Source organism: Actinokineospora iranica, assembly GCF_900101685.1.
Classification (GTDB): domain Bacteria; phylum Actinomycetota; class Actinomycetes; order Mycobacteriales; family Pseudonocardiaceae; genus Actinokineospora; species Actinokineospora iranica.
In genome coordinates this window covers 132,827-158,177 of sequence record NZ_FMZZ01000005.1, presented here as the reverse complement: position 1 = coordinate 158,177, position 25,351 = coordinate 132,827, and the positions used below count along the sequence as shown (strand labels likewise).

Below are 25,351 nucleotides of genomic sequence, written 5' to 3'. Positions count from 1 at the left end.
CCGCGACCGACGCGGGTCAGCCGAACAGGGCGGGCAGGGTGCCTTCCCACGCCTCGCGGAGTTCCGCGAGGGGCAGGTCGCCGATGTCCTGGATCTCCAACGACTTCGACTCCGGGTCGACCACGCCGGTGCGCCGCCAGGGGAGGCCGCGGGCGGTGCACATCTCGGTGAAGCGCAGTTCCTCCGAGCGGGGAACCGCCACCAGGACGCGGCCTGCGGACTCGCTGAACAGCTGCACGAACGGGTCCTGGTCGGGGTCGAGGAAGACGCGGGCGCCGACCTCGCCGATGAGGCAGGTCTCCACCAGGGTCTGCGCGAGGCCGCCGTCGGACAAATCGTGGGCCGCGGACACCATGCCGTCGCGGGAACCGGCGAGCAGGATGTCCGCCAACAGCTTCTCGCGCGCCAGATCCACCTTCGGCGGGACGCCGCCGAGGTGGCCGTGCACGACGTGCGCCCACTCGGAACCGCCGAACTCGTCGCGGGTCTCGCCGAGCAGGAGCAGGGTTTCGCCCGCCTCAGCGCCGATTCCGGTGGGGATGCGGCGGCGGACGTCGTCGATGACGCCGAGGACGCCGACGACCGGGGTGGGCAGGATGGCCGTGCTGCCGGTCTGGTTGTAGAAGCTCACGTTGCCGCCGGTGACCGGGATGCCCAGTTCCTTGCAGCCCTCGGCGAGGCCGCGCACGGCCTGCTCGAACTGCCACATCACCGCCGGGTCCTCTGGCGAGCCGAAGTTGAGGCAGTTGGTGACCGCGAGCGGCGTCGCGCCGGACACGGCCACGTTGCGGTACGCCTCGGCCAGCGCGAGTTGCGTGCCGGTGTACGGGTCGAGCTTGACGAAGCGGCCGTTGCAGTCGGTGGCCAGGGCGACACCGCGGCCGGTGACCTCGTCCACGCGGATCATGCCCGCGTCGGCGGGCTGGGCCAAGACGGTGCCGCCGCGCACGTACCGGTCGTACTGCTCGGTGACCCAGCGGCGGGACGCCAGGTTCGGCGACGCGGCCATGCGCAGGATCTCTGCCCGCAGTTCGTCCGGTGTGGACGGTCGGGGCAGGGTTTCCGGGCCGTTGGCCGCCAACGCGTCCTGATCGGCCGGGCGGGCGATCGGGCGCTCGTACATCGGGCCCTCGTGCGCGACGGTGCGCGGCGGCACGTCGACCACGGTCTCGCCGTGCCAGGTGATCACCAGGCGGTCGCCGTCGGTGACCTCGCCGATCTCGGTGGCGATGACGTCCCACTTGGCGCACACCCGCATGAAAGCGTCCACATCGGACGGTTTCACCACCGCGCACATCCGCTCCTGCGACTCGCTGGAGAGGACTTCGGCTGGCGTCATGCCCGTGGCGCGCAACGGAACCCGGTCGAGTTCGACGCGCATTCCACCATCGCCCGCGCTGGCCAGCTCACTGGTCGCGCACGACAGGCCCGCGCCGCCGAGGTCCTGGATGCCGACCACGATGCCCTCGCGGAACAGCTCAAGGCAGCACTCGATGAGCACCTTCTCGGTGAACGGGTCGCCGACCTGGACCGCGGGAAGCTTCTTGCGCCCGGTGCCGCCCTCGTCGCCGGAGAAGGTCTCGCTGGCCAGCACGGACACGCCGCCGATGCCGTCGAGGCCGGTGCGGGCGCCGAACAGGATGACCTTGTTGCCGGTGCCGGAAGCGTGCGCCAGGTGCAGGTCCTCGACCCGCATCGCGCCCACACACAGCGCGTTGACCAGCGGATTCCCCTGGTACGACGGGTCGAATACGACCTCGCCGCCGATGTTGGGCAGGCCAAGGCAGTTGCCGTACCCGCCGATGCCCGCGACGACCCCGGGCAGCACCCGGCGGGTGTCGGGGTGGTCGGGGGCGCCGAAGCGCAGCGGGTCCATCACGGCCAGCGGGCGCGCGCCCATCGCCATGATGTCGCGCACGATGCCGCCGACGCCGGTCGCCGCGCCCTGGTAAGGCTCCACATAGGACGGGTGGTTGTGCGACTCCAGCTTGAACGTCACCGCCCAGCCGTCGCCGATGTCGACCACGCCTGCGTTCTCGCCGATGCCCGCGAGCATCTTCGCCCGCATTTCCGGCGTGGTGTTCTTCGACCAGTGCTTCCAGTGCACTTTGGACGACTTGTAGGAGCAGTGCTCGCTCCACATCACCGAGTACATCGCCAACTCGGCGTCGGTGGGGCGGCGGCCGAGGATCTCGCGGACACGGGCGTACTCGTCGTCCTTGAGGCCAAGCTCGCGGTAGGGCTGCTCCTGGTCGGGCGTGGCCTTGGCGATGTCGACTGTGTCGGTCACGCGTTCACCACCGAATCGAGAACGGACAGGAAAATGCCCAGACCGTCGTCGGACGGCCCGGTGAGCGCGTCGATCGCGTGCTCCGGGTGCGGCATCAGGCCGACGACGCGCCCGGTCGGGTCGCTGATGCCCGCGATGTGGTTGAGCGAGCCGTTGGGGTTGCCGCCGACGTAGCGGAACACCACCCGGCCCTCACCCTCCAGTTCGTCCACAGTGGACTGGGAGGCGGCGAAGCGGCCGTCCATGTTCTTGATCGGGATGATGATCTCCGCGCCCGCGTCGTAGCGGGTGGTCCACGCGGTCGCGTTGTTCTCCACCTTCAGCCACTGGTCGCGGCACACGAAGTGCAACTCGGCGTTGCGCAGCAGCGCGCCGGGCAGCAGACCGGCCTCGCACAGCACCTGGAACCCGTTGCAGATCCCCAGCACCGGCATCCCCTTGCGCGCGGCGTCGATCACCTCGCCCATCACCGGCGCGAACCGGGCGATCGCCCCGGCGCGCAGATAGTCGCCGTAGGAGAACCCGCCGGGCAGGATCACCGCGTCCACCCCGCGCAGGTCGGCGTCACCGTGCCACAGCGCGACCGCCTCACCCCCCGCCGCGGTGATCGCGCGGGCGGTGTCGCTGTCGTCCAGGGTCCCCGGAAAGGTGACAGCGCCGACCCTCACGAGTCCACCCGCCGAACCACGAAGTCCTCCACCACCGGGTTGGAGAGGAAACCCTCGGCGATCTTCGCCAACGTCTCGTCATCGACCGAGTCGTCGACCTCCAACTCGAAGTGCTTCCCCTGACGCACATCGGACACACCATCGAATCCCAGCCGCGGCAGGGCACGCGCGACAGCTTGACCCTGCGGGTCGAGAATCTCCGGCTTGGGCATGACATCGACGACAACTCGGGCCACGGCTGGCAACTCCTGAGTTCGAGAGGCCGGTACCGCAGAAGCGTACCTGACCTGCGAGTTCACCCCGGAACGCCGGTGACCTGGACCACGCCCCACCGAACTCCGCAGGTCCAGGGGACGCACCTCCACGACCGGGTGAACCCGGTGGACGGGCGAGACAAGGCGGGATAACCTGGTCACAGCTCTGGCCCGTAAGTCAGGGAAGTGAACCCAGCCCACGTCCGGACGGTCGGCGGCTGGGTTTCGCGCTATCCAGGGTCCCTTACCGGCACCGTCCTGGAGACCAGCGCACTCACCCGCCGCGACCAGTCTCCACCCGCTCCAACAGACCAGGCCACCGCGTCCGCGATCCACAGCAACTCCTCTTGGTGGCTCGGCAGGTGCTCGTACACGAGCCCCGACACGCGGGCGACCTTGCCAAGCACCGCGCGGATGCTGATCGCGTCGAAGCGGTCGCGCCGATCCCGGCTGTCCAGCACGAGGCGAAGCGCGCACGCGTCCAGAAGGTCCTCGGTCAGCGCGGCCAGACACGCCTGGCGCGCTTCCTCGTGACCGCCGACGCGGTCCGCGGTGTAGAGCCAGCACCTCACCCCCGCCTCCGCCATCCGCGCGAGCACCAGCCTGCGGCGTTGCGGCGTCTCCTTCTTGAAATGGACTTCACGCTGGCCCGGCGGCAACAGGGAGCGCATCAGCTTGCGCGTGCCTCGCCAACCGGCCGGGGTCTACACGGGCGGCGGCGATCAGATAGGTGTCGCGACGACACGATTCATCGACGAAGACATGCAAGGTCACCGTGGGAGATCGGCGGGTTGCCAGGGTCGCCGTATCGCTCGAACGGGTGTTCGCGTGTTCGCCGGGGGCGAGATGGGTGGCGGTGGGGTGGGGGCGGGGACAGGGTGGGGGACATGCGACTTCTGGTTCTGGGTGGGACGCGGTTCGTGGGGCGGGCGGTGGCGGCGGAGGCCGTGCGGCGGGGGCACGACGTGGTGTGCGCGGCTCGGGGGAAGGCGGGGGCGGTGGCGGCGGGGGCGCGGCTGGTCCGGGTGGACCGCGACGATGAGGATGGGTTGGCTCCGGTGCGGGGGGAGCGGTTCGACGCGGTGGTGGATGTGGCGCCGCTGTCGTATCCGTGGGTGGCGCGGGCGTTGGCCGAGTTCGGGGACCGGGTGGGGCATTGGACTTTCGTGTCCTCGATCAGCGCCTACGCCGAGCCGGGCATCCCGCCGACCGGGGTCGGGGACCCACTGCTGCCGCCGAGGACCGAGCAGGGCGCCCGGGAAGACCTCGCGGCCGATCCCGACCTGTACGGGGCGGTCAAGGTGGCCAGTGAGAACGCGGTGCTCGACGCGGTCGGGGACCGGGCGTTCATCGTGCGGGCGGGGCTGATCGTCGGGCCGGACGATCCGTTCGACCGGTTCGGGTACTGGCCCGCGCGGATGTCGCGGGGCGGGCGGGTGGTCGTGCCGGACACCGACGTGTCCGCGCAGTACATCGACGTGCGCGACCTGGCCGCCTGGATCACCGACGCCGCCGAGAAGGGCGTCACCGGGATCTACGACGGCATCGGGCCAGCGCAGCCGCTGCTCGACCTGCTCGGCGGGATCGCCGAGCAGGTCGGCGAGGACGTGGAACTGGTGCGGGCGCCCGAGGAGAAGCTGACCGAACTCGGCGTCAAGCCGTGGTCCGGGCCGCGGTCGCTGCCGCTGTGGCTGCCCGCGTCGCACAAGTACCTGGCGGCCCGGGACGCCGCGCCCGCGCTGGCGACCGGGTTGACGCCGCGGGCGTTGGTCGACGTCGTGGCCGGGGCGCTGGAGCACGAGCGGACGCTGGGCCTGGACCGGAAACGGGAAGCGGGGTTGACTCCGGTAGAGGAGACCGAAGTGCTCGATGCGCTTTAGCCGCGCGGCGGGCAAGATCAAAGGGTCCGGCACTGCTTCGAGGAGGGCCCATGACCGAGCGGGAGTCGTTCGACTACATCGTGGTCGGGGCGGGCAGCGCGGGCTGCGTGCTCGCGGCCCGGCTCACCGAGGACCGGGACGTCACGGTGCTGCTGCTGGAGGCGGGCGGCGAGGACGACGCCGACGAGATCCGGGTCCCCGCGGCGTTCCCGGCGCTGTTCAAGACGAAGTGGGACTGGAACTACGAGACCGTCGAGCAGAAGCACATGGACGGCCGGAAGTCCTACTGGCCGAGGATGCGCGCCCTCGGCGGCTGCTCATCGATGAACGCCATGATCTACATCCGCGGCAACCGCGCCGACTTCGACACCTGGCGCGACGCGCACGGCGCCACCGGCTGGGGCTACGACGACGTGCTGCCCTACTTCGTCAAAGCCGAGGGCAACACCCGCGCCGACGGCCCGCTGCACGGCGCGGACGGCCCGCTGCGCGTCGAGGACTGCCGCTACACCCACGAGCTGAGCCGGGCGTGGGTCGACGCCGCCGTCGCCGCGGGCTTCAAACCGACCGACGACTTCAACGGCTCCGACCAGGACGGCGTCGGCGTCTACCAGGTGACCTGCCGCAGGGGCCGCCGCTGGTCGACCGCCGACGCCTACCTGCGGCCCGCGCTGACCCGCCCGAACCTGGTGGTGCGCACCGGAGCCCACACCACCCGCGTCCTCCTCGACGGCCCCCGCGCCACCGGCGTCGAATACCTGCGGCACGGCGAAACCCGCACCGTCCGCGCCGAGCGGGAAGTCCTCCTGTCCGGCGGCGCGATCAACTCGCCGCAGCTGCTCATGCTGTCGGGTATCGGCCCCGCAGAGCACCTGCGCGAGGTGGGCGTCGAGGTCGCCGTCGCCCTGCCCGGCGTTGGCGCCAACCTGCACGACCACCCCGCGGCCCCGGTCATCTGGACCACCCGGGGCACCAGCGACCTGGTGGACTTCGCCACCCCCGGCAGGCTGCTCCAGTGGCAGGCGGCCGGCCGCGGCCCCCTGACGTCCAATATCGGCGAGGCGGGCGGCTTCCTGCGCACCGACGCCGTCCTCGACGCCCCCGACATCCAGTTCATCGTGGCCCCGACCATGTTCTACGACAACGGCGTCCACGAGCCCGTCGGCCGCGGCTTCACCTCCGCGGCGATCCACATCGCCCCCCGCAGCCGCGGCGCCCTCCGCCTTGCCTCAGCCGACCCCCGCTGGCGCCCGCTGATCGACCCGGCCTACTACGCCGACCCGTCGGACCTGGACACCATGGTCGCGGGCTGCCGGACGCTCCAGGAAATCGCGGCGAACTCGCCGCTGCGCCGATTCCTCGCCGAGCCGTTCCTCCCCGCCGCGACCGACACCGACCTCGCCGACCACATCCGCCGGTACAGCCAGACCCTCTACCACCCCGTCGGCACCTGCTCGATGGGCACAGACGACAACGCCGTGGTCGATCCCGCCCTGCGCGTCCACGGCGTCGACAACCTCCGCGTGGTCGACGCGTCGGTGATGCCGATGATCCCGCGCGGCAACACCAACGCGCCCACGATCATGGTCGCCGAAAAGGCGGCGGACCTGATCAAACAGGGCTGACCGGCAGGCCGTTGCAGTCAGCACCAGTCACCGGGCACACGAGGGCGTCATACGGCTCGGTCAGAGAGTCGAGCATCGCCCGATGCTCAGGCCATGTGTAGTTGCACCAACGGCCGACGACGAGAGCGGTGACCTGCGCCGCGCCCGCGTCCTTGAGCGCCACAGCGGCCGACTGCACCTTCGCACCCGAAGTCCAGGTGTCGTCGACGACCAGCACATGCCTCTTCCGAACGCGCTCGCGCTGGTGTTCAGGAACAGTGAACCGGTCCGCGCGCACGGTTCGCTCCGGTTCGGCGCTGATGCCAAGTCCGATGCCCAATGTGATCCGACTGTCCGATCTATTACCGTCGCCGCGGACCTGCCGAGCGAGGCCCACCAGGTGCGCGCCCTCTGACGTAGGCGAGCAGCAGAACCTGCGATGCCAGTCGCCCCCCGAACTCGTCTCGCTGACGACGGCATTGGCCACACAGCTCTCCCCCGTTGTCGGGAGGAACGCCGCAAACCTGGCAATGCGCGCCCCTCGGCCCGTAGCGCACATTACGAAAGAACGCACCAACCCGATGACGCAGCTCTCTGCGAAGCTCCCATCGAAGGAAGTCGTCCTCCGTCATTCCCCGACCATGGCAAGCAGCTTCGCCAGGTGGGACCTGTCGGTGACGATTCCCAGAGCGCGCTCCACCGCCTCGTGAGCATTGGCGGCGGGGTACACACCTGGTTCACCGAGGAGGCTCCGTCCCCAGTTCGTCCCGGAGGCGACGGCATCGAGAAGGATCACCGGCCTCCCGTGTGCGACTGCGGACCGCGCCTGGATCCTCGCTCCGCTCTGCTCACCGGCCTCCACCACGATGGTCGCCCGCCCGTACGCGCTCATCGTCGCGTTTCGCATGGGAAAGGTCTGCTTGGTCGGCGGCGCGTCCGGCCAAAATTGAGACACCACCAATCCACTGGTCGCGATCCTGATCTGCAAAGCCCGGTTAGCGGCAGGGAAGTACTTTCGAATGCCGGTTCCGATGATCGCCACCGTTCGGCCGCCCACGTTCAGGGCCGCCGAATGGGCCGCGGTGTCGATCCCTTCCGCGAGACCGGAGAGGACCGTCACTCCCGCATCCGATAGCCCGGTGGCGATGTCCCTCGCGGTTCTCAGCGCCGTGGGCGAGGCCTTTCGCGAGCCCACGACCGAGACCGCTGCCTCACCCGGCTGAAGCGTTCCCTGGGTGAACAGGACCGGTGGCATCTGCTGGACTTCGCGTAACTGAGCAGGGTAATCAGCATCCTGGAAGGTCAGAAAGCGAAACCCGTCGAGCCGCCAGGATTCGATGTCCATGGACGCCACGTCGAGTTCCGACTGCCCACCAGCCGTGTCGATCTCGGTCTCGAAGGGAGCCTGCGGGCGCAGCCGATCCCACACCGCCCGCGCACTCCCACTGTCCGCCACCTCGGCGGCGATCTGGGGCCAGGTCATCCTGTCCGGACGCACCCGCAGGAGAGCGACCAACGCGGCCCGTTCGCGGTCGTCCCATGCATCCACAACGAACAGCGTAGAACTCACTGCCCGGCCCGGACAGCCGGAGTGCGTTCGCACGTCCGGCGCACCGTCCCACATGTCCCACACCTCCGCCGTTCGTCATCGCCTGGCACCGACAACACACTCTATCGAACATGTGTTCGCTCGGGGTGGAGGGATTTCGGAGTTCACCCGATCGGTCAGCGGCGCTTTCCGTGGAGGAGGGTGATCAGTTTCGCGACCTGGGCGTCGACCTTTTTGGTGCGGGTGAAGGTGGTCAGGGTGAGGGGAGCGCGGAAGCGCTGGCGGGTGATGGCCTTGGGGTGGCCGAACTCGCGGAGGCCCTCTGGGCCGTGGATGCGGCCGAAGCCGGAGTCGCCGACGCCGCCGAAGGGGACGCTGGGGACGCCGACGAAGCTGATGACCGAGTTGATCGAGGTCATGCCCGAGCGCAGGCGGCGGGCGAGGGACATGCCGTTGGCGCGGGAGAAGACCGAGCCGCCGAGGCCGTATTTGGAGTCGTTGGCCTTGGCGATGGCCTCGTCCATGTCGTGGACCTTGGCGATGGTGAGGGTGGGGCCGAAGGTTTCCTCGCGCACGGCCTCCGCGTCCTCGGGGACGTCGACCAGCACCGTGGGCTGGACATAGCGGTCGCCGACGGCATCCGCGCCGCCGACCACCGCGCGGGCGCCGCGGGCGAGGGCGTCGGCGATGTGCCTGCGGATGATGTCCAACTGGGCGGGCATGGTGATCGGGCCGATGGACGCGTCGGCGTCGAAGCCGGGGCGGACGGTGGCGGACTTCTCCACGACCTTGGCGACGAAGTCGTCGTAGACGCGCTCGTGGACGTAGGCGCGCTCGATGCCCGCGCAGGTCTGGCCCGCGTTGGACATCGCGCCCCAGACCGCCGCGTCCGCCGCCGCGTCGACGTCGGCGTCCGCGTCGACGATGAGGGCGTCCTTGCCGCCCGCCTCGATGAGCACCGGGGTCAGGGTTTCCGCGCAGGCAGCCATGATCTTCTTGCCGGTCGCGGGGGAGCCGGTGAAGGCGATCTTGTCGACGCCCGCGCGGCACAGCGCGGCCCCGGTCGCGCCGAAGCCGGTGACCTGCTGGAAGACCGGCTGCTCCGGCACCGCTTCGGCGAAGGCGTCCACCAGCCACTGGCCGACCGCGGGGGTGTACTCGCTCGGCTTGTAGACCACCGCGTTGCCCGCCGCGAGCGCGTACGCGATCGAGCCCATCGGGGTGAGCACCGGGTAGTTCCAGGGGCCGATGATCCCGATGACGCCGAGCGGCTGGTACTCCACTGTCACGGCCTGGTTGAACATCAGCAGGCCAGGGGACCGGCGCTGTTCGCCGAGCACCTTGCGCGCGTTCTTCGCCGCCCACGCCGTGTGCGCGATCGCCGGGATGATCTCCAGCATGGCGTCTGCGTGCGGTTTGCCGGTCTCGGCGTGCACGACCTCGGCCAACTGGTTCGCGCGGCGGGTGACCACGCCATTCCAACGCCGCAGGCGCTCGGCGCGGCCCGCGAAGCCGAGGTCGGCCCACCACCCGGCCGCCTCCCGGGCGCGGGCCACGGCGGCGGCGACGTCCTCGGCCGTGTGGATCGGGAAGGTCCCGACGACCTCGTCGGTGGCCGGGTTGAGCGAATCGAACGCCCCGGAGTCCGTCGTCCTCGCCTGCGCGGTGGTCATGTCGCCAAGCTACCCAGCGGTACACCCTCCTGGCGATACCCTGGCCACCGTGAAGGCGACCCACTTCGCGCACTCATGCGTCCTGCTGGAGACCGGCGGCGCCCGCCTGCTGCTCGACCCGGGCATCTGGTCGACCGGGTTCGAGGACCTACGCGACCTCGACGCCGTGCTGATCACCCACCGGCATCCCGACCACTTCGACCTCGACCGGCTCGCCGCGCTGCTGGCCGCGAACCAGCACGCCGAACTCGTGGTCGGGCCGGGGACCGACGCCGAGGTGGCCGAGGCCGGGTTGGCGGCCAGGACGGTCGCGCCGGGCGACGCGCTGGAGGTCGCCGGGGTCGCGGTGACCGTGGTGGGCGGGGAGCACGCGAGCATCCACCCCGAGGTCGAGGTCCCGCCGAACGTCGGCTTCGTCGTCGGCCACGGCGCCTTCTACCACCCGGGCGACTCGCTGGTCGTGCCCGAGCAGGCGATCGACGTGCTGGGCCTGCCGACGGGCGCGCCCTGGCTCAAGCTGTCCGAGGCGGTCGAGTTCTTCCGGGCGGTGGCGCCGCGGGTGGCCGTGCCGATCCACGAGCGCACGCTCAGCGCGGCGGGCATCGGCGTCACGCACCAGCGCTTCCACGACCTCGCGCCTAAGGGAGCGACGGTAAACGTGCTCCCCAAGGGCGAGACAGTGGATCTCGGCTAAGAAGAATCGCGCCCTACGCGTCACGGATAGGCGTGGGAGCCCTCTTGAACCGGTGAAGGGGCGCCTGCCTGGGGGAGCCCCCTGTCGTCCGGAGGGCACCGTTGTTCCTGCGTTCACGCACCCGGCTCCGGCGCGCGGCCACCGCGGCCGCGATCGGCCTCGGGCTGGTCGTCGGCACGGCGGGCGCCGCGACCGCCGCTCCCGCGTCGGTCTCGACGCAGGGCCCGCGCTCCTACCTGGTCATCACCGCGCCCGGCGACACCGCGGGAGCCAAGTCGGCGGTGACGGCTAACGGTGGCGCGGTCTATGCCTCCTACGACGCTATCGGCGTGCTGGTAGCGCACTCTTCCGCCACCGGTTTCGCGGCCAAGATGCGCGCGGTAACAGGGGTGCAGCAGGTCGGCGCGACCCGCACCAGCGACCTGCCCGCCGAGGTGAACGCCCCGCCGATCCCGGCGGCGCCGCGCCAGGTCGCGCCGACCGCGGCCGAGACGAACCGGGCCGACATGACCCAGATCGGCGCCGACCGGGCGTGGCAGGTCACCACGGGCTCGCCCGCGGTGACCGTGGGCATCTTGGACACCGGCGTGGACGACCGGCACTACGACCTCCGGGCCAACTTCGCCGCCGCCAAGTCGGCGTCCTGCGCCTACGGGAAGCTCGACACCCGCCCGGGCTCGTGGCGCGACATCCACCAGCACGGCACGCACGTCGCGGGCACGGTGGCCGCGGCCAAGAACGGCCGGGGCGCGGTCGGGGTCGCGCCAGGGGTGCGGATCGCCTCGGTGCGCGTCGCCGAGCAGCCGAGCGGGCTGTTCTTCCCGGAGAACGCGATCTGCGCGTTCGTCTTCGCGGGCGACCAGGGCTTCGATGTGACGAACAGCAGCTACTACACCGACCCGTGGCTGTTCACCTGCCCGACCGACGCCGACCAGGCCGCCATCGGTGAAGGCGTCCGGCGCGCCGCCGCGTACGCCGAGGGCAAGGGCGTGCTCAACGTCGCCGCGGCGGGCAACGAGAACTACGACCTCGCGGCCAAGACCATCGACACGACCAGCCCCGACGACTCCACCCCTGTCACCCGGACGGTTACTAATGCGTGCCTGAGCCTCCCGGCCGAACTCCCCGGCGTGCTGGCGGTCTCGTCGATCACCTCGTCGAACGTGAAGTCGGGGTTCTCCAACTTCGGCGCCGACAAGATCGCCCTGGCCGCGCCGGGGGACAGGGTGCACTCGACCGTCCCTGGCGGCCGGTACGCGGAGCTTTCCGGCACGTCGATGGCGTCGCCGCACGTCGCGGGCGTGGCGGCGCTGCTGGCCAGCGTCGAGCCCACGCTCACCGTCGCGCAGTTGCGCGCCCGGCTCGGCGCCCAAGCCGACGATCTCGCCTGCTCGGACAGCCGCTGCACCGGCACCGAGGCGAAGAACAGCTTCTACGGCGAAGGCCGCGTCGACGCCCTCGACGCGGTGCGGAAAGGCGGCCGCTAGGGCGTGATCCACAGGACATGCCCTGGTCCCGTGGCGGGGTCCGGGGAACCGCGATATAACTCGACAAATCGCGGCCGGTGCTCAGGGGAGAACGAGCAGGCTGCCCCCTGATCGCCGGAGGACCCGTTGTCCCACCGTCTTCGCGCCATCGCGGTCGCCCTCACTTTCGGGATGTCGGTCGCGATGACCAGCCCCGCCGCCGCGGGCCCTGCCCGGCCCGCGGCGGGCGTGCGGGCGTACCTCGTCATCACCGCGCCCGACGACACCAGCGGCGCGCAGTCGGCGGTGTCGGCCAACGGCGGCTCTGTCTTCGCCTCTTACGACGCGATCGGCGTGGTCGTCGCGCACTCGTCCGCGCCCGATTTCGCGGCGAAGATGCGGCCGACGCCCGGTGTGCAGAAGGTGGGGGCCTCGCGGACCTCGGACGTGCCAGCGGAAGCGGCGAACCCGGCCATCCCGCCCGCCCCGCAGCAGAGCCCGTCGACCGAGGCCGAGGCCCCGGGCCAGGACATGGTCCAGATCGGCGCGGACAAGGCGTGGGCGATCAGCACCGGCTCGGCGGACGTGCTCGTCGGCGTGCTCGACAACGGCGTGGACGACCAGCACCACGAACTCAAGGCGAACTTCGACGCGGCCAAGTCGGTGTCCTGCGCGTACGGCAGGGTGGACGCCCGGCCGGGGGCGTGGCGGCCGATCGGCGACCACGGCACGCACGTGGCGGGCACCATCGCCGCGGCGAAGAACGGCGCTGGCATGATCGGCGTCGCGCCCGGGGTGAAGATCGCCTCGGTGCGGGTCGCCGAGCCGGGCACGCAGCTGCTGTTTCCCGAGAACACGGTTTGCGCGTTTATGCACGCCGCGGAAAACGGCTTCGACATCACGAACAACAGCTACTGGACCGACCCGTGGTGGGCGAACTGCCCGAACGACCCCGACCAGGCGGCCATCCTGGAGGCGGTGACCCGCGCGGCCGACTACGCGACCGGCAAGGGCGTGCTCAACGTCGTCGCGGTAGGCAACGAGAACACCGACCTCGACGCCAAGAGCACCGACACCATGAGCCCGGACGACTCGACGCCGGTGCAGCGGCCGGTCACCCCGGACTGCCGGGTCGTGCCCGGCGAACTCGACTCGTCGGTCGCGGTCGCCTCGATCACCTCGGGGGACACCAAGGCGTCCTACTCGAACATCTCGACGCGGATCGTCGTGGCCGCCCCGGGCAACGCCGTCTACTCCACGGTCGCGGGCGGCGGTTACGCGCAGAACAGCGGCACGTCGATGGCCAGCCCGCACGTGGCGGGCGTCGCGGCTCTGCTCAAGAGCGTCGACCCCGCCGCGACCCCGGCCGACCTGCGCGCCCGGCTCGGCGCGCAAGCCGACGACCTGCCCTGCGGCGGCGACAGCCGCTGCAAGGGCACCGCGGCGAAGAACAACTTCTACGGCGACGGCAGGGTCGACGCCCTGGCCGCCGTCCAGACTCAGACCGGCTGAACCGGAGCGGTAAGAGCCATGCGGTAGGTCAGGGCGGTGGCGTCGTGCTGCTGGGCGGCGTCTACCGCGTCCAGGAAAGCGGCGCGGTGGCCCGCGCGGGTCAGGTCGGCGGCGTCGATGGCGAGCCGCAGGACACCGCCGCGCCGGGCGGTGCGGGCGGCGGCGAGGACCAGGGCGAAACAGCGGACGGTCTCGGCGCGCTCGTGGCTGCTGAGGGTCTGCACGCGCGCGCGTACCTGGTTGCCGGTACGCAGATCGCGGATCGCGAAGAGGTCCGCGCAGAGCCGGAAGCCCTTGCGCTCAAGAGCCGTCACCGTGCCCCGGGAAGCCATCCAGCGCGGCGGGGCGAAACTGTCGGTCGGGAGACCGGCCCGCTCCATCGCTGACATGGCGGCGGTAAGCCGCAGACCCGCCTCGTGCGCGGGCAGGGCCGCGAACTCCGCGCGCCGCACCAGTGCGACGCCGCGGCCCCGGGGGTCGCGGGTGTGGTCGAAGCCGTGCATGAGGACGTCGTCACCGGCGGTCAGCCGGGTCCGCGCCCATTCGGTCGCCGCGCCCGCGAGTCGCGGGGCGACCAGGAGCGACAGCGGCACCGCGCGCCTGTCCAGTTCCTCGGCCAGGTCGGCGCAGTGGCCCAGGGTCCGGGTGTCGATCCCGGACAGCGAGACCAAGAGTCGTGGGGTCACACTCGCCAGCACAACGCAGCCGCGTGACCACCAGGTGTCCCAAGCGGTGCGTCAGCCGATCCAGTCGGCGAACTTCCTGCCCGTGACCTGCTCGTACGCCTGCACGTAGCGGGAGCGGGTGGCCTCGATGATCTCTTCGGGCAGCGGCGGGGGCGGGGTGTCGCTTGCCCGGTCCCAGCCGGAGGCGGGCGAGGTCAGCCAGTCGCGGACGAACTGCTTGTCGAACGAGGGCTGCGCTTTCCCCGGGGAGTAGGTCTCGGCTGGCCAGTACCGCGACGAGTCCGGCGTCAGCACCTCGTCGCCGAGGACGACCGCGCCGTCGATGAGGCCGAACTCGAACTTGGTGTCGGCGAGGATCAGGCCCCGGGACTCGGCGTGCTCGGCGGCGCGCCGGTAGATGTCGAGGGTGAGATCGCGGACGCGGGCGGCCAGGTCCGGGCCGATCTCGGTGACCACCGCGTCGTAGCTGACGTTCTCGTCGTGCTCGCCGATGGCGGCCTTGGTGGCCGGGGTGAAGATCGGCTCCGGGAGGCGCGAGCCCTCGACCAGGCCCTCGGGCAGCGCGATGCCGCAGACCGAGCCGGTGCGGGTGTAGTCGACGGTGCCGGAGCCCGCGAGGTAGCCGCGCGCGACCGCCTCCACCGCCAGCATGGACAGGCGGCGCACGACCAGCGCGCGGCCGCGGACCTCGGCGGGGATGCGCTCGTCGTCCCAGGCGACCAGGTGGTTCGGGACGACGTCGCCCAGCAGGTCGAACCAGAACACGCTCATCGCGGTCAGGACCCGGCCCTTGTCCGGGATCGGCGTGTCCAGCACGAAGTCGTACGCCGAGATCCGGTCCGAGGCGACCAGCAGCAGGTGGTCGTCGTCGATGGCGTGGAGTTCGCGGACCTTGCCTGCGGCGATCTTCGGGTAATCAGCGAGCGTGGGCACGGATAGGCACCTTACGGATGGCGTCGCGGTCCCCGGACAGGCGGTGGGGGCTTCGGTCGGCGACACTGCCGCCATGGGGTACGACTGGATCTCGTTCACCACCGACTACGGCCTGGCCGACGGCTTCCCCGCCGTCTGCGAGGGCGTCATCGCCCGCATCGCGCCGCACGCCCGGGTGCTGCATGTCACGCACGCCGTGCCCGCGCAGGACATCCGGCGCGGCGCGGCCGTCCTCGCGCAGGCCGTGCCGTACCTGCCGACCGCGGTGCACCTTGCCGTGGTCGACCCCGGGGTGGGGACCGCCCGCAGACCGGTCGCGGTGGTCACCGACAACGGTGTCCTGGTCGGCCCGGACAACGGCCTGCTCGTTCCCGCGGCCGACGTCCTCGGCGGCGCCACCGCCGCCTACGAGCTCACCGAGTTCCACCTCGAACCGGTGTCGGCCACCTTCCACGGCCGCGACGTGTTCGCCCCGGCCGCCGCCCACCTCGCCGCGGGCACGCCAGCCGACCGGTTGGGGCCGCCGGTCGACCCCGCCGACCTGGTCCGCCCGCCCCGGCCGGTCACCCGCGCGGAGCCGGGCAGCCTGATCACCGAGGTCCTCGGCGTCGACGGGTTCGGCAACGTGCAACTCGCCGCGACCGGCCTGGACGCCGAGCCCGGCTCCCGGGTGCACGCCCAGGTCGGCAGCCGGTCGCTGGAGGCGGTGGTCGGCCGCACGTTCGCCGACGCGCCGCGCGGGGAGGCCGTGGTGCTGGTGGACTCCGCCGGGCACGTCGCCGTCGCGATCAACGGCGGCTCGGCCGCCCGCGAACTGGACGCCCGCTCCGGCGAACGGGCGGTTCTGCTTGTCGCTAGAGCCAGTCCTCCACCGTGATCTCGTCGCCCACCGACAGCGCGCCGGGGGTCAGGACGGCGAGTTTGGCGCCGAAGCTGACGCCGCCGCCGAAGTCGGGCTCGCGCCGGTAGCCTGCGAGGGTGCGGGTGGGCTCGGGGCCGCGCTTGGCCCCGGTCTCCTGGTCGACGGTGGGGACCGCGCAGCGGATCGCGCGGGCCGAGTGGCCCAGCACGACGGTGCCCGCGGACAGCCGCAGCACCCGGTCCTCGGTGTGCGGCTCCGACCAGCCATCGACCACGATGTTGGGGCGGAAGCGGTTCATCGGCACCGGCTCGGCGCCGCGGGCGCGGATGCGCTCGTTCAGCCCGTCCAGGGACGCCGGCGAGGTCAGCAGGATGGCGTGCGCGTCGCCGAAGCCGACCTTGCCGGGGTGCTCGCCCCAGCCGTCGCGGTCGTGCTCCGGGGTGACCCGGACCAGGCGGACGTCGCGGTCGAGGACCTCGGAGCACCACTTCGCCGCCGCGTCGCCCTGGTCGACGGCCTCCCCGAACCACCGGTCGAACAGGCTCACCGGCCGCCGCGGGCCGTCGCGCGCGATCTCCACCTCGGCGTCCTGCGCGCCCGGCGCGGACAGCCGCAGCCCGCCGTCGGCCAGGGCGGGCCGGACCGCGGCCATGGCGGGCAGGACGCGCTGGCTGAGGAACCGGCCGTCGCCCGCGTCGACGACCATGAGCAGGCGGTCGTCGGCCAGGCCGGTGTCGACCACATCGGCCCGGTCCACGGAGACGCCAGCGAAACCCTTGACCGGGTAGTAGGTGAGCGCGGAGACGGTCAGCACACGGTTCAAGCTACCGGCCGCGCTCCGCGCGAGTCCCCCGACTTAGAGGATCGCGGCAGGCGCGTACCGCGTGGCTTCCGGGAAACGCGACAGCACTGTCTCCACCCTCTTGACCACCTCGGCCACCTGCGCTCCCGCGACACCGGTGAACGGCAGCCGGTCGGCCAGGAGCGCGTCCAGCGCCGCGCGGTCCAGCGGGATGCGCGAATCGGCGGCCAGGCGGTCGAGCAGGTCGTTGTCCGCCGCGCCCTCTTCGCGCATGGCGAGGGCCACCGCGACGGCGTTCTCCTTGATCGCCTCGTGCGCGGTCTCCCGGCCGACGCCCGCCTGCACCGCGGCCATCAGCACCTTGGTGGTGGCCAGGAACGGCAGGTAGCGGTCCAGCTCGCGGGCGATGACCGCCGGGTAGGCGCCGAACTCGTCCAGCACGGTCAGGAAGGTCTCCAGCAAGCCGTCGATGGCGAAGAACGCGTCCGGCAGGGCCACCCGGCGGACCACGGAGCAGGACACGTCGCCCTCGTTCCACTGGTCGCCAGCCAGCTCGCCGACCATGGACGAGTAGCCGCGCAGGATCACCGCGAGACCGTTGACGCGCTCGCAGGAGCGGGTGTTCATCTTGTGCGGCATCGCCGACGAGCCGACCTGGCCCGGTTTGAAGCCCTCGGTGACCAGCTCGTGGCCCGCCATCAGCCGGATCGTCTTCGCCAGGCTCGACGGCGCCGCCGCCACCTGCACCAGCGCCGACACCACGTCGAAGTCCAGCGACCGCGGGTAGACCTGCCCGACGCTGTCGAACCGGTTCGCGAAGCCGAGGTGGTCGGCGACGATCCGCTCCAGCTCGGCCAGTTTTTCCTGGTCGCCGCCGAGCAGGTCGAGCATGTCCTGCGCGGTGCCGACCGGGCCCTTCACGCCGCGCAGCGGGTAGCGGGTGATCAGCTCGTCGAGCCGGGTGAAGGCGACCAGCAGCTCGTCGGCCGCGGTCGCGAAGCGCTTGCCCAGGGTCGTGGCCTGCGCGGCGACGTTGTGCGAGCGGCCGGTCAGCACCAGGTCGGCGTGCTCGGCGGCCAGCCGGGCGAGCCGGGCGAGGACGGCGGCGACCCGCGTGCGGACCAGCTCAAGCGAGCGGCGGATCTGCAGCTGCTCGACGTTCTCGGTGAGGTCGCGCGAGGTCATGCCCTTGTGCACGTGCTCGTGGCCCGCGAGGGCGTTGAACTCCTCGATGCGGGCCTTCACGTCGTGCCGGGTGACCCGCTCCCGCTCCGCGATGCTCGCCAGGTCGACCACCGGCAGCACCCGCCGGTAGTCCTCGACGGCCTGCGCGGGAACGTCGACACCGAGGTCGGCCTGGGCGGTGAGCACGGCCAGCCACAGCTCGCGCTCCAGCCGGACCTTCTCCTCGGGCGACCACAACGCGGCCAGTTCCACCGAGGCGTACCGTCCGGCGAGGACATTGGGAATGGCACCGGGAATGCGGGGCTTTTGCGCTGCGGTCACGTTTGGCCAGCTTACCGGGGCTGTTCCAGCGCCTCGCGCAGCATCCGCCGGGCAGCGGCGCGCGGGTCGGGGTTGACCTCGATGAGCGCGTTGACCACCGCCCCGTCGACCAGCGCGATCACCTGCTCCAGCCGCGCGTCGTCCAGCGGGGCGCCCGCGCGGGCCAGCGTCTCCCGCAGCAGCGTGCGCAGCTCAGCGCCGAGTTCCAGCATCAGCGGCCGCAGGTAGGGCCTGCGGCCGGTGGCGACCAGGCGCTCGTAGCGCAGCAGGACGGCCTCGGCGTCGTGGTCGCTGTTGCCGCGCACCGGGCCGAGCAGCTGGTCCAAGACCAGTTCGACCAGCAGGTCCGCGCCCCGCGGGCACTCGACCATCTCGTCCAGCATCGCGCGGCCCCTGGCCAGCTCGCAGCGGCCGTGCAGGTCGACGGCGGCGGTGATCAGCTCGTCCAGCGACTGGAAGTAGTACGTGGTGGACGCCAGCGGCAGCCCGGCCCGCTCGGCGACCGCGCGGTGCCGGATGGCGTCGAACCCGCCCTCGACCAGCAACTCGGCCGCCGCCTCCAGCAGCGCCTGCCTGCGGCGCTCGCCCTTGGGGGTGCTGGCCGTGGTCATCGGGCCGGATCGGTCGCTGGGGAAAACATGGTGGCGCAATACTGCCAGGCAGGGCTCAGAAGCGCGGCACCAGCTTGTCGGCCACCGCCCGCAGCGCGGTGCCGTCCAGCGGCGGCGCGGCCGAACCCGGCGCCGATTCGATGGACAGGACGATCGTGCGCCCGGAGGCCGACACCGTCACCACGCCCTGCGCGCCCGCCCGGTCGGCCCACGGCGGTTGCAGCATCTGCGGGACGCCACCGGGGGTCAGCATGATCGAGAGCACGCCGTGCCTCGGCCCGTCAGACACGGGCAGAGCGGCCGACACCGAGCCAGTGGGGCAGCTCAGCGGCGAGGACTGGACCTCGCCTTCGGAAGTGGCGGCCGGGAGCTCGCCCGCGAGGGCAGCAGCGAGCTCCCGGTCCGCCGTTCCGCACCCACCTGGGGTGCCGCCGGCGCCTGGGCCGGCGTCTCCGTCCGATGAGCCCCCCTGCTTGGGCGTCACCATGGGAGAGTCTGTGCCCGACCGGTCCGAGAAGACTCCCGGACCGTCAGTCGGTACCTCGTTCGGCGCGGCTTCTTTGTTACGTTCCGGGGCGGATCCGGCAGTGCTGGGAGCCTGGGCCGCCGTGCCGTGCTCCGGGCCGTCCGGGCCGGTCAGTGCCAGGCCAGCGGCGACGCCACCGGCCAACAGCGCGAATCCTAGCGCCGATCCGGCGAGGACACCGTTCCTCTTTCGAGTCAACCTCGCCGACGCCGCGGCCACGTCGCCCGCGTCGAACGAGGCGGGCGGCGCGTCGCGGACCACGTCGTTGAACAGCTCGGCGAGCTTTCGCTCGTCCATCTACCGCCACCTCCCCGTCACGCCCGTCGCGCCCGTCGCGCCCGTCGCGCCCGTCGCGCCCGTCACGATGTCGACCGCAGGTCGTCCAGCGCGTCGCCCAGCACGTCGCGCAAAGCGGCCAGCCCGCGCGCCGTCTGGCTCTTCACGGTCCCCTCCGAGCACTTCATCGCCGCCGCGGTGCCCGCGACGTCGAGCCCTTCGAGGAACCTCAGCACGAGCACCGCCCGCTGCCTCGGCGGCACTCGCGTCAGACCGTCGAGCAGCGCCGACCGCGTCGCCACCGCGTCGCCGACCTCGGCGTCGGACGACGGCACCTCGGGCAGCGCCTCGACGTGCCGCTCCCGCCGCCACGGCCTGCGCGTCTCGTCGATCATCGCGCGCACCACCGACCGGCGGACGTAGGCGTCCAGGGCCCCGCGGTCCCGGATCTTGCGCCACCGCCGGTGCAGCGCGACGAACGCGGTCTGCGCGAGGTCGTCCGCCCGGTGCCAGTCGCCGCAGAGCAGGTACGCGGTTCTGCGCACGGCGTCGCGCCGCGCTGCGAAGTACTCCGCGAACTCTTGCTCCTCGCGTTGGTCCACGCGGACTCTCTCCGCTCGTCTTGTCTACGGATAGGGGACGGACGTGCCCGCCAAACGGTTGCACGTGCCGTCGCGCCTTCCTACGCCGCATCGCCCGGCCGCCCTCGTCCGTAGCGGTATTGCCGACTGTGGTGTGATCGGATCGTGACTTCCCCACGGCTGATCGACCTCCGCTCGGACACCGTCACCCGGCCGGACGAGACCATGCGGGTGGCGATGTCGGCCGCCGAGGTCGGCGACGACGTGCTCGACCACGACCCCACGATGCGCAGGCTGGAAGAGGAGATCGCGGTCAAGCTCGGCATGGCCGCCGCGCTGTGGGTGCCGAGCGGGACCATGGGCAACCTGATCGCGCTGATGATCCACCTGCGCCGCGGCGACCGGTTCCTCGCGCCGCGCGCCGCGCACGTGCTGGAGGCCGAGTTGGGCACGGCGGCGTGGCTCGCGGGCGGGATGCCGCAGCCCCTGGAGTGGGCCCTGGGTCCCGGCCGGGTCTCCGCCGACGACGTGCGCGCGTTCGCCAGCGCGGGCGCCGCGCCCTACTACGCGCTGCGCACCCGGCTGCTGTGCCTGGAGAACACGCACAACTTCGCGGGCGGCACGGTGACCCCGCCCGACGAGCACGCCAAGCTGGTCGCCGCGGCCCGCGACGTGGGGATGCGGGTGCATCTCGACGGGGCGCGGCTGTGGAACGCGGCCGTGGCGCTCGGGGTGCCGCCCGCGGCGCTGACCGTGGGCGTGGACACCGTGCAGACCTGCCTGAGCAAGGGGCTGGGCGCGCCCGTGGGGTCGGTGCTCGCCGGGCCGACGGCGTTCGTGGCCGAGGCGCGGCGGGTGCGCAAGATGCTCGGCGGAGGCGTCCGGCAGGGCGGTGTGCTGGCCGCGGCGGGGCTGCTGGCGCTGGAGCGGGTCGAGGACCTGGCCGTCGACCACGCGAACGCCGCGCTGCTGGCCGACGGGCTCGCCGAGCTGGGCTGGGCGGTGCGGCGGCCGGAGACCAACATCGTCATCGCGACCGTGCCGGACACCGCGGTCACCCTGGCCGCGCTGGACCGGGTGGGGGTGCTCGCGGTCGAGGCGGCTGGCGCGATCCGGTTCGTGACCCACCGGGACGTGCCCGCGCTCGACATCGCCGAGGTGCTGCGCCGGATCAGCGCTGCGGGGAGTCCGGCGCCGGGGAATCCAGCTCAGCCCGCTCGCGGGTGAGCAGCTCGGCGCGCAACTGGGCCAGCTCTTCGCGCAGCAGCCGCACCTCGGCGCGGGTGGTGTCCTCGATGGACTGCTCAGCGCCCGCGATCTTCTCCACGAACCAGGACGCGATGACACCGGTCACCACACCGAGCAGGGCGATCCCGCCGAGCATCAGCGCGCCCGCCACCAGCCTGCCCTCGACAGTGACCGGGTAGTGGTCGCCGTAGCCGACGGTGGAGATCGTGGTGAGCGTCCACCACAGGGCGTCGCCGAACGTGGTGATGCTCGCGTCCGGCGCGTGCCGTTCGGCGTCGAGCACGGCCAATGACGCGCACAGCCCCACCAGCAGCGTCGTGCCGCCGACGTAGACGCCCGTCTTCCCGCGGAAGCTGGTGTCCATCCGCTGGTTGAGCACCCGGAACACCGTGATGAGCCGCAGCGCCCGCAGCTGCCGCACCATCGGCAAGGCCACCACGACCAGGTCGAACAGGTGCCGCCCGACGAACCGCCACTTGTGCCGGGCGAGCGCCAGCCGGGTCACGTAGTCCACGGCGAACACGCCCCAGACCACCCACAGCCAGACCTCCAGCCAGAACCCCAGCCCCGGCGACGCGCCCGCGTCGAGCACCTGCCAGGCGTAGGCCACCAGGAACGCCACCGCGAGCCCGGTCAGCGGCAGGTCGGTGCGGGCTTCCCACGCCGAGAGCCGGGGCTCAAGCGGGTCGGCGCGGCGTTCTCCTGGGGCTGGTATGTCGGACACGCCGCCATCCTCACCCGGCGGCGCCCGGTCTGACCAGCGGGGTCAGCCCCGAATCTGCCGATTGCCCGACTTGCCCTTGATGGCGCCGTAGGCCACCACGCCCAGCGTCGCCACCGCGGCGACGACCAGCAGCGTGCCGACGGCCTTGAAGATGAAGCCGATCAGGCTGAAGGCCAGCCAGATCACGATCACCGCGCCGATGATCTTCAGAACCATGCCTGCCGCCTCCCCGAATGCGTTTCCTGCGACAACGATCGCACCGGCCTGATCGTTCCCACCTCGGGTTTCACCCTGGTTCGTCCCTGAGATCACCCCTGGGGGTCACCTCTGGGGCAGCCAGTCGCCGAGCCGTCGAAGGGCCTCTTGGACGTCCTCAGTGGACCCGGCGAAGGAAAACCGGACGAACCGGCCGCCGTCCTCCGGGTCGAAGTCGATGCCGGGCACTATCGCGAGCCCGGTCTGCGCCAAGAGGCGCTGACAGAAGCTCATCGAGTCGTGCGTCAGGTGGGACACGTCGGCGTACGCGTAGAACGCGCCGTCAGCGGGGGCTATGCGGTCGATGCCCAGCGCGGCGAGGCCGTCGAGCAGCAGCCCGCGGTTCGTGGCGTAGCGGGCCACGTGGTTGTCCTGCTCGGCATAGGTCTCCGCGTCGAACGCGGCCACCGCGGCGTGCTGGGCGATCGCGGAAGCGCAGATGGTGAAGTTGCCGGTAAGGCAGTCCACGGCGCGGAGCAGGCGCTGCGGGACCAGCAGCCACCCCAACCGCCACCCGGTCATGCCGAAGTACTTGGAGAACGAGTTCACCACCACCGCTTCCCGCGAGAACTGCCACGCGGACGCGGTCTCGGCTCCATAAGAGATGCCGTGGTAAATCTCGTCGCTGACCAGCTGCACACCCCGCTCGGCGCACCACCCCGCGATCGCGGCCAACTCCGCGGCCGCCAACACCGTGCCGGTCGGATTGGCCGGGCTCGCCACGATCAGCCCGTCGAGCGGCCCGGCGGCCTCCAACATGGCCACCGTCGGCTGAAACCGCGTGCTCTCGTCACACGGCAACTCGACAACCTCACACCCGAGAGCGCTAAGAATGTTCCGGTAAGCCGGGTATCCCGGGCGCGCAAGAGCCACCCGGTCACCCGCGTCGAACGCGGACAGGAAAGCCAACAAGAACCCACCCGACGACCCGGCGGTGACCACCACGTCCTGCGCCGACACGTCCACCGCGTACCGGCTCGCGTAGTGCCCCGCGATCGCCGCCCGCAGCTCCGGCACCCCCAACTGCTCGGTGTACCCCAACTCCAGCGACCCCAACGCCGCCGCAGCCGCGAACCGCACCGCCTCCGGCGCCCCCGTCGAGGGCTGCCCAGCCGCCAGCGACACCATGTCCCCGTGCGCCCGCTGCCGCGCGTTGGCCGCCGAGAGCACATCCATCACATGAAACGGCGGCACCGCCGCGCGCTTGGCGACTTTGAGCAGGTGAGCGTGCATGGCCTCAGCCTAGTGACGCCCCACGCCGCCCGCCCCGGAACACTCAGTAACCCACGTATCCGCCGCCGCCGTGGGTAGCCTTGATACCGGGGACATTCGACAGCGAGCCGTAGCGGGAAATCGCGTAGTTCACGCCTGCGCAGATATTGTCGACCGGGTTCCAGATATTGTCGTGGCCGGGGAGCTTGTACGACTGGAAGGTCGGATCAATGCACTGCATGAGCCCCTTGGACGGGGTTCCCTTGGCGGCGTTCGAGTCCCAATTGTTGATGGCATTCGGGTTTCCGCCGGACTCGTGCTGGATGATTTCCCAGATCAGCTGCGCGTCGGCCTCAGTCACGTTGATTCCCTGGGCGCGCAATTCCGCGATGGCCTGTTTGATCCATTCCTGGACGTTGCCGGGCGGGGGTCCGGCTGGCGGGCCGCCGCTCGGGCCGAGGCCGCCACCACCGCCAGAGCCGGAGCCGGAGCCGGAGCCGGAGCCGCTGGAGCCTGAACCGTTGCCGGCCGGAGAGCTTTGGGCGGAAGACGACGGATTCGCGTTCGCGGGGGAGGTGGCGGCCGGTGGGGTCGGCGTCCACTCGACCGGCTTGCCGGGGGCCGGGGCGAAGGCCTGGGTGCCCGGGTCGGGGATGGCGGAGAACTTGGGGTTGATCGCGCCCGCCCGGCCGCTCAGCGCCGACACCGCGGCGGACACGGCCTGCTCGGCGCTGTCGACCTGCTCGGCGACGCGGCCCCGGTAGCTCCCGGCGAGGCTGTCGACGTGCTGGCGTTTCTCGTCGTCCGTGGCGTCCGGGTGGGCGTTGAGCCAGCTCGTCGCGCTGTCGTGGAGCTCGCCGAACATGCCCTCCAGGGCGTCGCGGGCGCCTTGGACGCCGGTGGCCGCGGCACTCAGGTCGCCCGCGGCGGCGGTCAGCGCGTCGTTGAGCGAGGCGCCCGCCTTGGCGAAGGAGCCCATGTAGCCGACGAACGCGTCGGCGGAGGAACCCTGCCAGGCGCCGTCGAGCTGCTTGACCGAGCCGTCGACCTTGCCCGTCGATTCCATGGTGGCGGTCGCGGCCGCGGTGAACGTGGCGCCCAAGTCGTTCATCGCGCCCGGCTGCGCCCGGTAGACCTTGTTCGCGGTCTCGGCCAACTCGGCTGCGGCGCCCCCGAGCCCGGCCACCGCGTCCCTCGCGGTCACGCGTTCCCCCTCACACCGACGTCAGCGACGTGGTGGCGGTCTGTTCGGTGTTCGCGACCGACTGCCCGATCGCGTCGAGCGCGCGGTCGACCGAGCCCAGGAGCGTGCCCGCGCGGTCGAGCTCGTCGCTCGCGGACCGCGCCAGGGCCCGGACGGCCTCGGCCAGCGCCGCGGAGCTGGGCAGCTCGCCGAACACGCCCGCGTCGGCGTCGCGCGGGAGGTCGTCGCCCGCGGCGGCCATCGGGCCCGTCTGGCCCGCGACGGCCGCTCTGCACTGCTCGATGGCCTGGAGGTTGTAGTTCGCGCCGGTCACGTCCGCCCCCTATCGGCAGTCA

26 protein-coding genes are annotated in these 25,351 nt (G+C 71.7%); 7 read left to right on the top strand and 19 right to left on the bottom strand.

Annotation, left to right across the window (positions count from 1 at the left end):
- Positions 1–16 precede the first annotated feature (16 nt).
- The 4 genes from purL to BLS56_RS12625 all read right to left on the bottom strand — a co-directional run bounded on the left by purL (position 17) and on the right by BLS56_RS12625 (position 3,883).
- Positions 17–2,290, bottom strand: a complete 2,274-nt coding sequence (gene purL / locus BLS56_RS12640; RefSeq protein ID WP_091450207.1) for a phosphoribosylformylglycinamidine synthase subunit PurL — start codon at positions 2,288–2,290, stop codon at positions 17–19.
- Complete coding sequence (gene purQ, locus BLS56_RS12635) at positions 2,287–2,958, bottom strand: phosphoribosylformylglycinamidine synthase subunit PurQ (RefSeq protein ID WP_091450206.1); 672 nt, start codon at positions 2,956–2,958, stop codon at positions 2,287–2,289. Before purQ ends, purL begins: the two co-directional genes overlap by 4 nt.
- Complete coding sequence (gene purS, locus BLS56_RS12630) at positions 2,955–3,194, bottom strand: phosphoribosylformylglycinamidine synthase subunit PurS (RefSeq protein ID WP_054052885.1); 240 nt, start codon at positions 3,192–3,194, stop codon at positions 2,955–2,957. The genes purQ and purS overlap by 4 nt, the downstream gene beginning before the upstream one ends.
- 248 nt (positions 3,195–3,442) lie before the next feature.
- Positions 3,443–3,883: a hypothetical protein gene (locus BLS56_RS12625; protein ID WP_228771588.1), complete on the bottom strand. Its 441-nt coding sequence runs from the start codon at positions 3,881–3,883 to the stop codon at positions 3,443–3,445.
- Between the two features lie 216 nt (positions 3,884–4,099).
- Here BLS56_RS12625 and BLS56_RS12620 point away from each other — a divergent pair, with 216 nt between their 5' ends.
- Both BLS56_RS12620 and BLS56_RS12615 read left to right on the top strand, forming a co-directional pair.
- The gene (locus tag BLS56_RS12620; protein WP_091450205.1) at positions 4,100–5,092 is read left to right on the top strand and encodes an NAD-dependent epimerase/dehydratase family protein; all 993 of its coding nucleotides are present in this window, start codon (positions 4,100–4,102) and stop codon (positions 5,090–5,092) included.
- Between the two features lie 50 nt (positions 5,093–5,142).
- Entirely contained in the window at positions 5,143–6,717 is a 1,575-nt protein-coding gene (locus tag BLS56_RS12615) for a GMC family oxidoreductase (RefSeq protein WP_091450204.1), read from the top strand.
- Here BLS56_RS12615 and BLS56_RS12610 read toward each other — a convergent pair.
- The 3 genes from BLS56_RS12610 to BLS56_RS12600 form a co-directional block, all read right to left on the bottom strand.
- Positions 6,704–7,183: a hypothetical protein gene (locus BLS56_RS12610; RefSeq protein WP_139190635.1), complete on the bottom strand. Its 480-nt coding sequence runs from the start codon at positions 7,181–7,183 to the stop codon at positions 6,704–6,706. The two genes, BLS56_RS12615 and BLS56_RS12610, sit on opposite strands and share 14 nt — an antisense overlap.
- Before the next feature lie 141 nt (positions 7,184–7,324).
- Complete coding sequence (locus BLS56_RS12605; RefSeq protein WP_228771587.1) at positions 7,325–8,245, bottom strand: DNA-processing protein DprA; 921 nt, start codon at positions 8,243–8,245, stop codon at positions 7,325–7,327.
- 176 nt (positions 8,246–8,421) lie between these two features.
- Positions 8,422–9,918: an aldehyde dehydrogenase family protein gene (locus BLS56_RS12600; RefSeq protein WP_091450202.1), complete on the bottom strand. Its 1,497-nt coding sequence runs from the start codon at positions 9,916–9,918 to the stop codon at positions 8,422–8,424.
- 49 nt (positions 9,919–9,967) lie between these two features.
- Between BLS56_RS12600 and BLS56_RS12595 the strand changes: the two genes are divergently transcribed.
- The 3 genes from BLS56_RS12595 (at position 9,968) to BLS56_RS12585 (ending at position 13,590) form a co-directional block, all read left to right on the top strand.
- Positions 9,968–10,612 (top strand): MBL fold metallo-hydrolase, encoded by a 645-nt coding sequence (locus tag BLS56_RS12595; RefSeq protein WP_091450201.1) that lies wholly within the window; start codon positions 9,968–9,970, stop codon positions 10,610–10,612.
- A gap of 101 nt (positions 10,613–10,713) precedes the next feature.
- Positions 10,714–12,099, top strand: coding sequence for a S8 family peptidase (locus BLS56_RS12590; RefSeq protein ID WP_091450200.1), 1,386 nt, complete (start codon positions 10,714–10,716; stop codon positions 12,097–12,099).
- A gap of 126 nt (positions 12,100–12,225) precedes the next feature.
- Positions 12,226–13,590, top strand: coding sequence for a S8 family peptidase (locus BLS56_RS12585; protein ID WP_228771586.1), 1,365 nt, complete (start codon positions 12,226–12,228; stop codon positions 13,588–13,590).
- Here the strand turns inward: BLS56_RS12585 and BLS56_RS12580 are convergent.
- Positions 13,578–14,276 (bottom strand): DUF2334 domain-containing protein, encoded by a 699-nt coding sequence (locus BLS56_RS12580; protein WP_091450406.1) that lies wholly within the window; start codon positions 14,274–14,276, stop codon positions 13,578–13,580. The two genes, BLS56_RS12585 and BLS56_RS12580, sit on opposite strands and share 13 nt — an antisense overlap.
- Before the next feature lie 51 nt (positions 14,277–14,327).
- Positions 14,328–15,209 carry a phosphoribosylaminoimidazolesuccinocarboxamide synthase gene (locus BLS56_RS12575; RefSeq protein WP_091450199.1) on the bottom strand — a complete coding sequence of 294 codons (882 nt, stop codon included), beginning with the start codon at positions 15,207–15,209 and terminating at the stop codon, positions 14,328–14,330.
- Between the two features lie 73 nt (positions 15,210–15,282).
- Here BLS56_RS12575 and BLS56_RS12570 point away from each other — a divergent pair, with 73 nt between their 5' ends.
- A complete protein-coding gene (locus BLS56_RS12570) occupies positions 15,283–16,086 on the top strand; it encodes an SAM hydrolase/SAM-dependent halogenase family protein (RefSeq protein WP_091450405.1) in 804 nt (267 codons plus the stop codon).
- Here the strand turns inward: BLS56_RS12570 and BLS56_RS12565 are convergent.
- The 5 genes from BLS56_RS12565 to BLS56_RS12545 form a co-directional block, all read right to left on the bottom strand.
- Entirely contained in the window at positions 16,064–16,885 is an 822-nt protein-coding gene (locus BLS56_RS12565; protein WP_228771585.1) for an MOSC domain-containing protein, read from the bottom strand. The two genes, BLS56_RS12570 and BLS56_RS12565, sit on opposite strands and share 23 nt — an antisense overlap.
- A 42-nt stretch (positions 16,886–16,927) precedes the next feature.
- Positions 16,928–18,379: an adenylosuccinate lyase gene (purB, locus tag BLS56_RS12560; RefSeq protein WP_175482796.1), complete on the bottom strand. Its 1,452-nt coding sequence runs from the start codon at positions 18,377–18,379 to the stop codon at positions 16,928–16,930.
- 11 nt (positions 18,380–18,390) lie between these two features.
- Positions 18,391–18,990, bottom strand: a complete 600-nt coding sequence (locus BLS56_RS12555) for a TetR/AcrR family transcriptional regulator (RefSeq protein WP_091450197.1) — start codon at positions 18,988–18,990, stop codon at positions 18,391–18,393.
- Between the two features lie 55 nt (positions 18,991–19,045).
- Positions 19,046–19,813, bottom strand: a complete 768-nt coding sequence (locus tag BLS56_RS12550; protein ID WP_091450196.1) for a hypothetical protein — start codon at positions 19,811–19,813, stop codon at positions 19,046–19,048.
- A gap of 62 nt (positions 19,814–19,875) precedes the next feature.
- Positions 19,876–20,394 (bottom strand): SigE family RNA polymerase sigma factor, encoded by a 519-nt coding sequence (locus tag BLS56_RS12545; protein WP_091450195.1) that lies wholly within the window; start codon positions 20,392–20,394, stop codon positions 19,876–19,878.
- Positions 20,395–20,538: 144 nt separating this feature from the next.
- Here BLS56_RS12545 and BLS56_RS12540 point away from each other — a divergent pair, with 144 nt between their 5' ends.
- Positions 20,539–21,600 carry a threonine aldolase family protein gene (locus BLS56_RS12540; protein ID WP_091450194.1) on the top strand — a complete coding sequence of 354 codons (1,062 nt, stop codon included), beginning with the start codon at positions 20,539–20,541 and terminating at the stop codon, positions 21,598–21,600.
- Here the strand turns inward: BLS56_RS12540 and BLS56_RS12535 are convergent.
- The 5 genes from BLS56_RS12535 to BLS56_RS12520 are packed head-to-tail and all read right to left on the bottom strand — an operon-like array spanning position 21,545 to position 25,329.
- The gene (locus BLS56_RS12535) at positions 21,545–22,345 is read right to left on the bottom strand and encodes a potassium channel family protein (RefSeq protein WP_228771584.1); all 801 of its coding nucleotides are present in this window, start codon (positions 22,343–22,345) and stop codon (positions 21,545–21,547) included. The genes BLS56_RS12540 and BLS56_RS12535 overlap by 56 nt on opposite strands.
- 42 nt (positions 22,346–22,387) lie before the next feature.
- Positions 22,388–22,657: a hypothetical protein gene (locus BLS56_RS30585; protein WP_139190633.1), complete on the bottom strand. Its 270-nt coding sequence runs from the start codon at positions 22,655–22,657 to the stop codon at positions 22,388–22,390.
- Between the two features lie 9 nt (positions 22,658–22,666).
- The gene (locus BLS56_RS12530; RefSeq protein WP_091450193.1) at positions 22,667–23,833 is read right to left on the bottom strand and encodes an aminotransferase class I/II-fold pyridoxal phosphate-dependent enzyme; all 1,167 of its coding nucleotides are present in this window, start codon (positions 23,831–23,833) and stop codon (positions 22,667–22,669) included.
- Between the two features lie 43 nt (positions 23,834–23,876).
- Positions 23,877–25,016 (bottom strand): transglycosylase SLT domain-containing protein, encoded by a 1,140-nt coding sequence (locus BLS56_RS12525; protein WP_091450192.1) that lies wholly within the window; start codon positions 25,014–25,016, stop codon positions 23,877–23,879.
- A gap of 10 nt (positions 25,017–25,026) precedes the next feature.
- Entirely contained in the window at positions 25,027–25,329 is a 303-nt protein-coding gene (locus BLS56_RS12520) for a hypothetical protein (protein WP_091450191.1), read from the bottom strand.
- Positions 25,330–25,351: the final 22 nt, after the last annotated feature.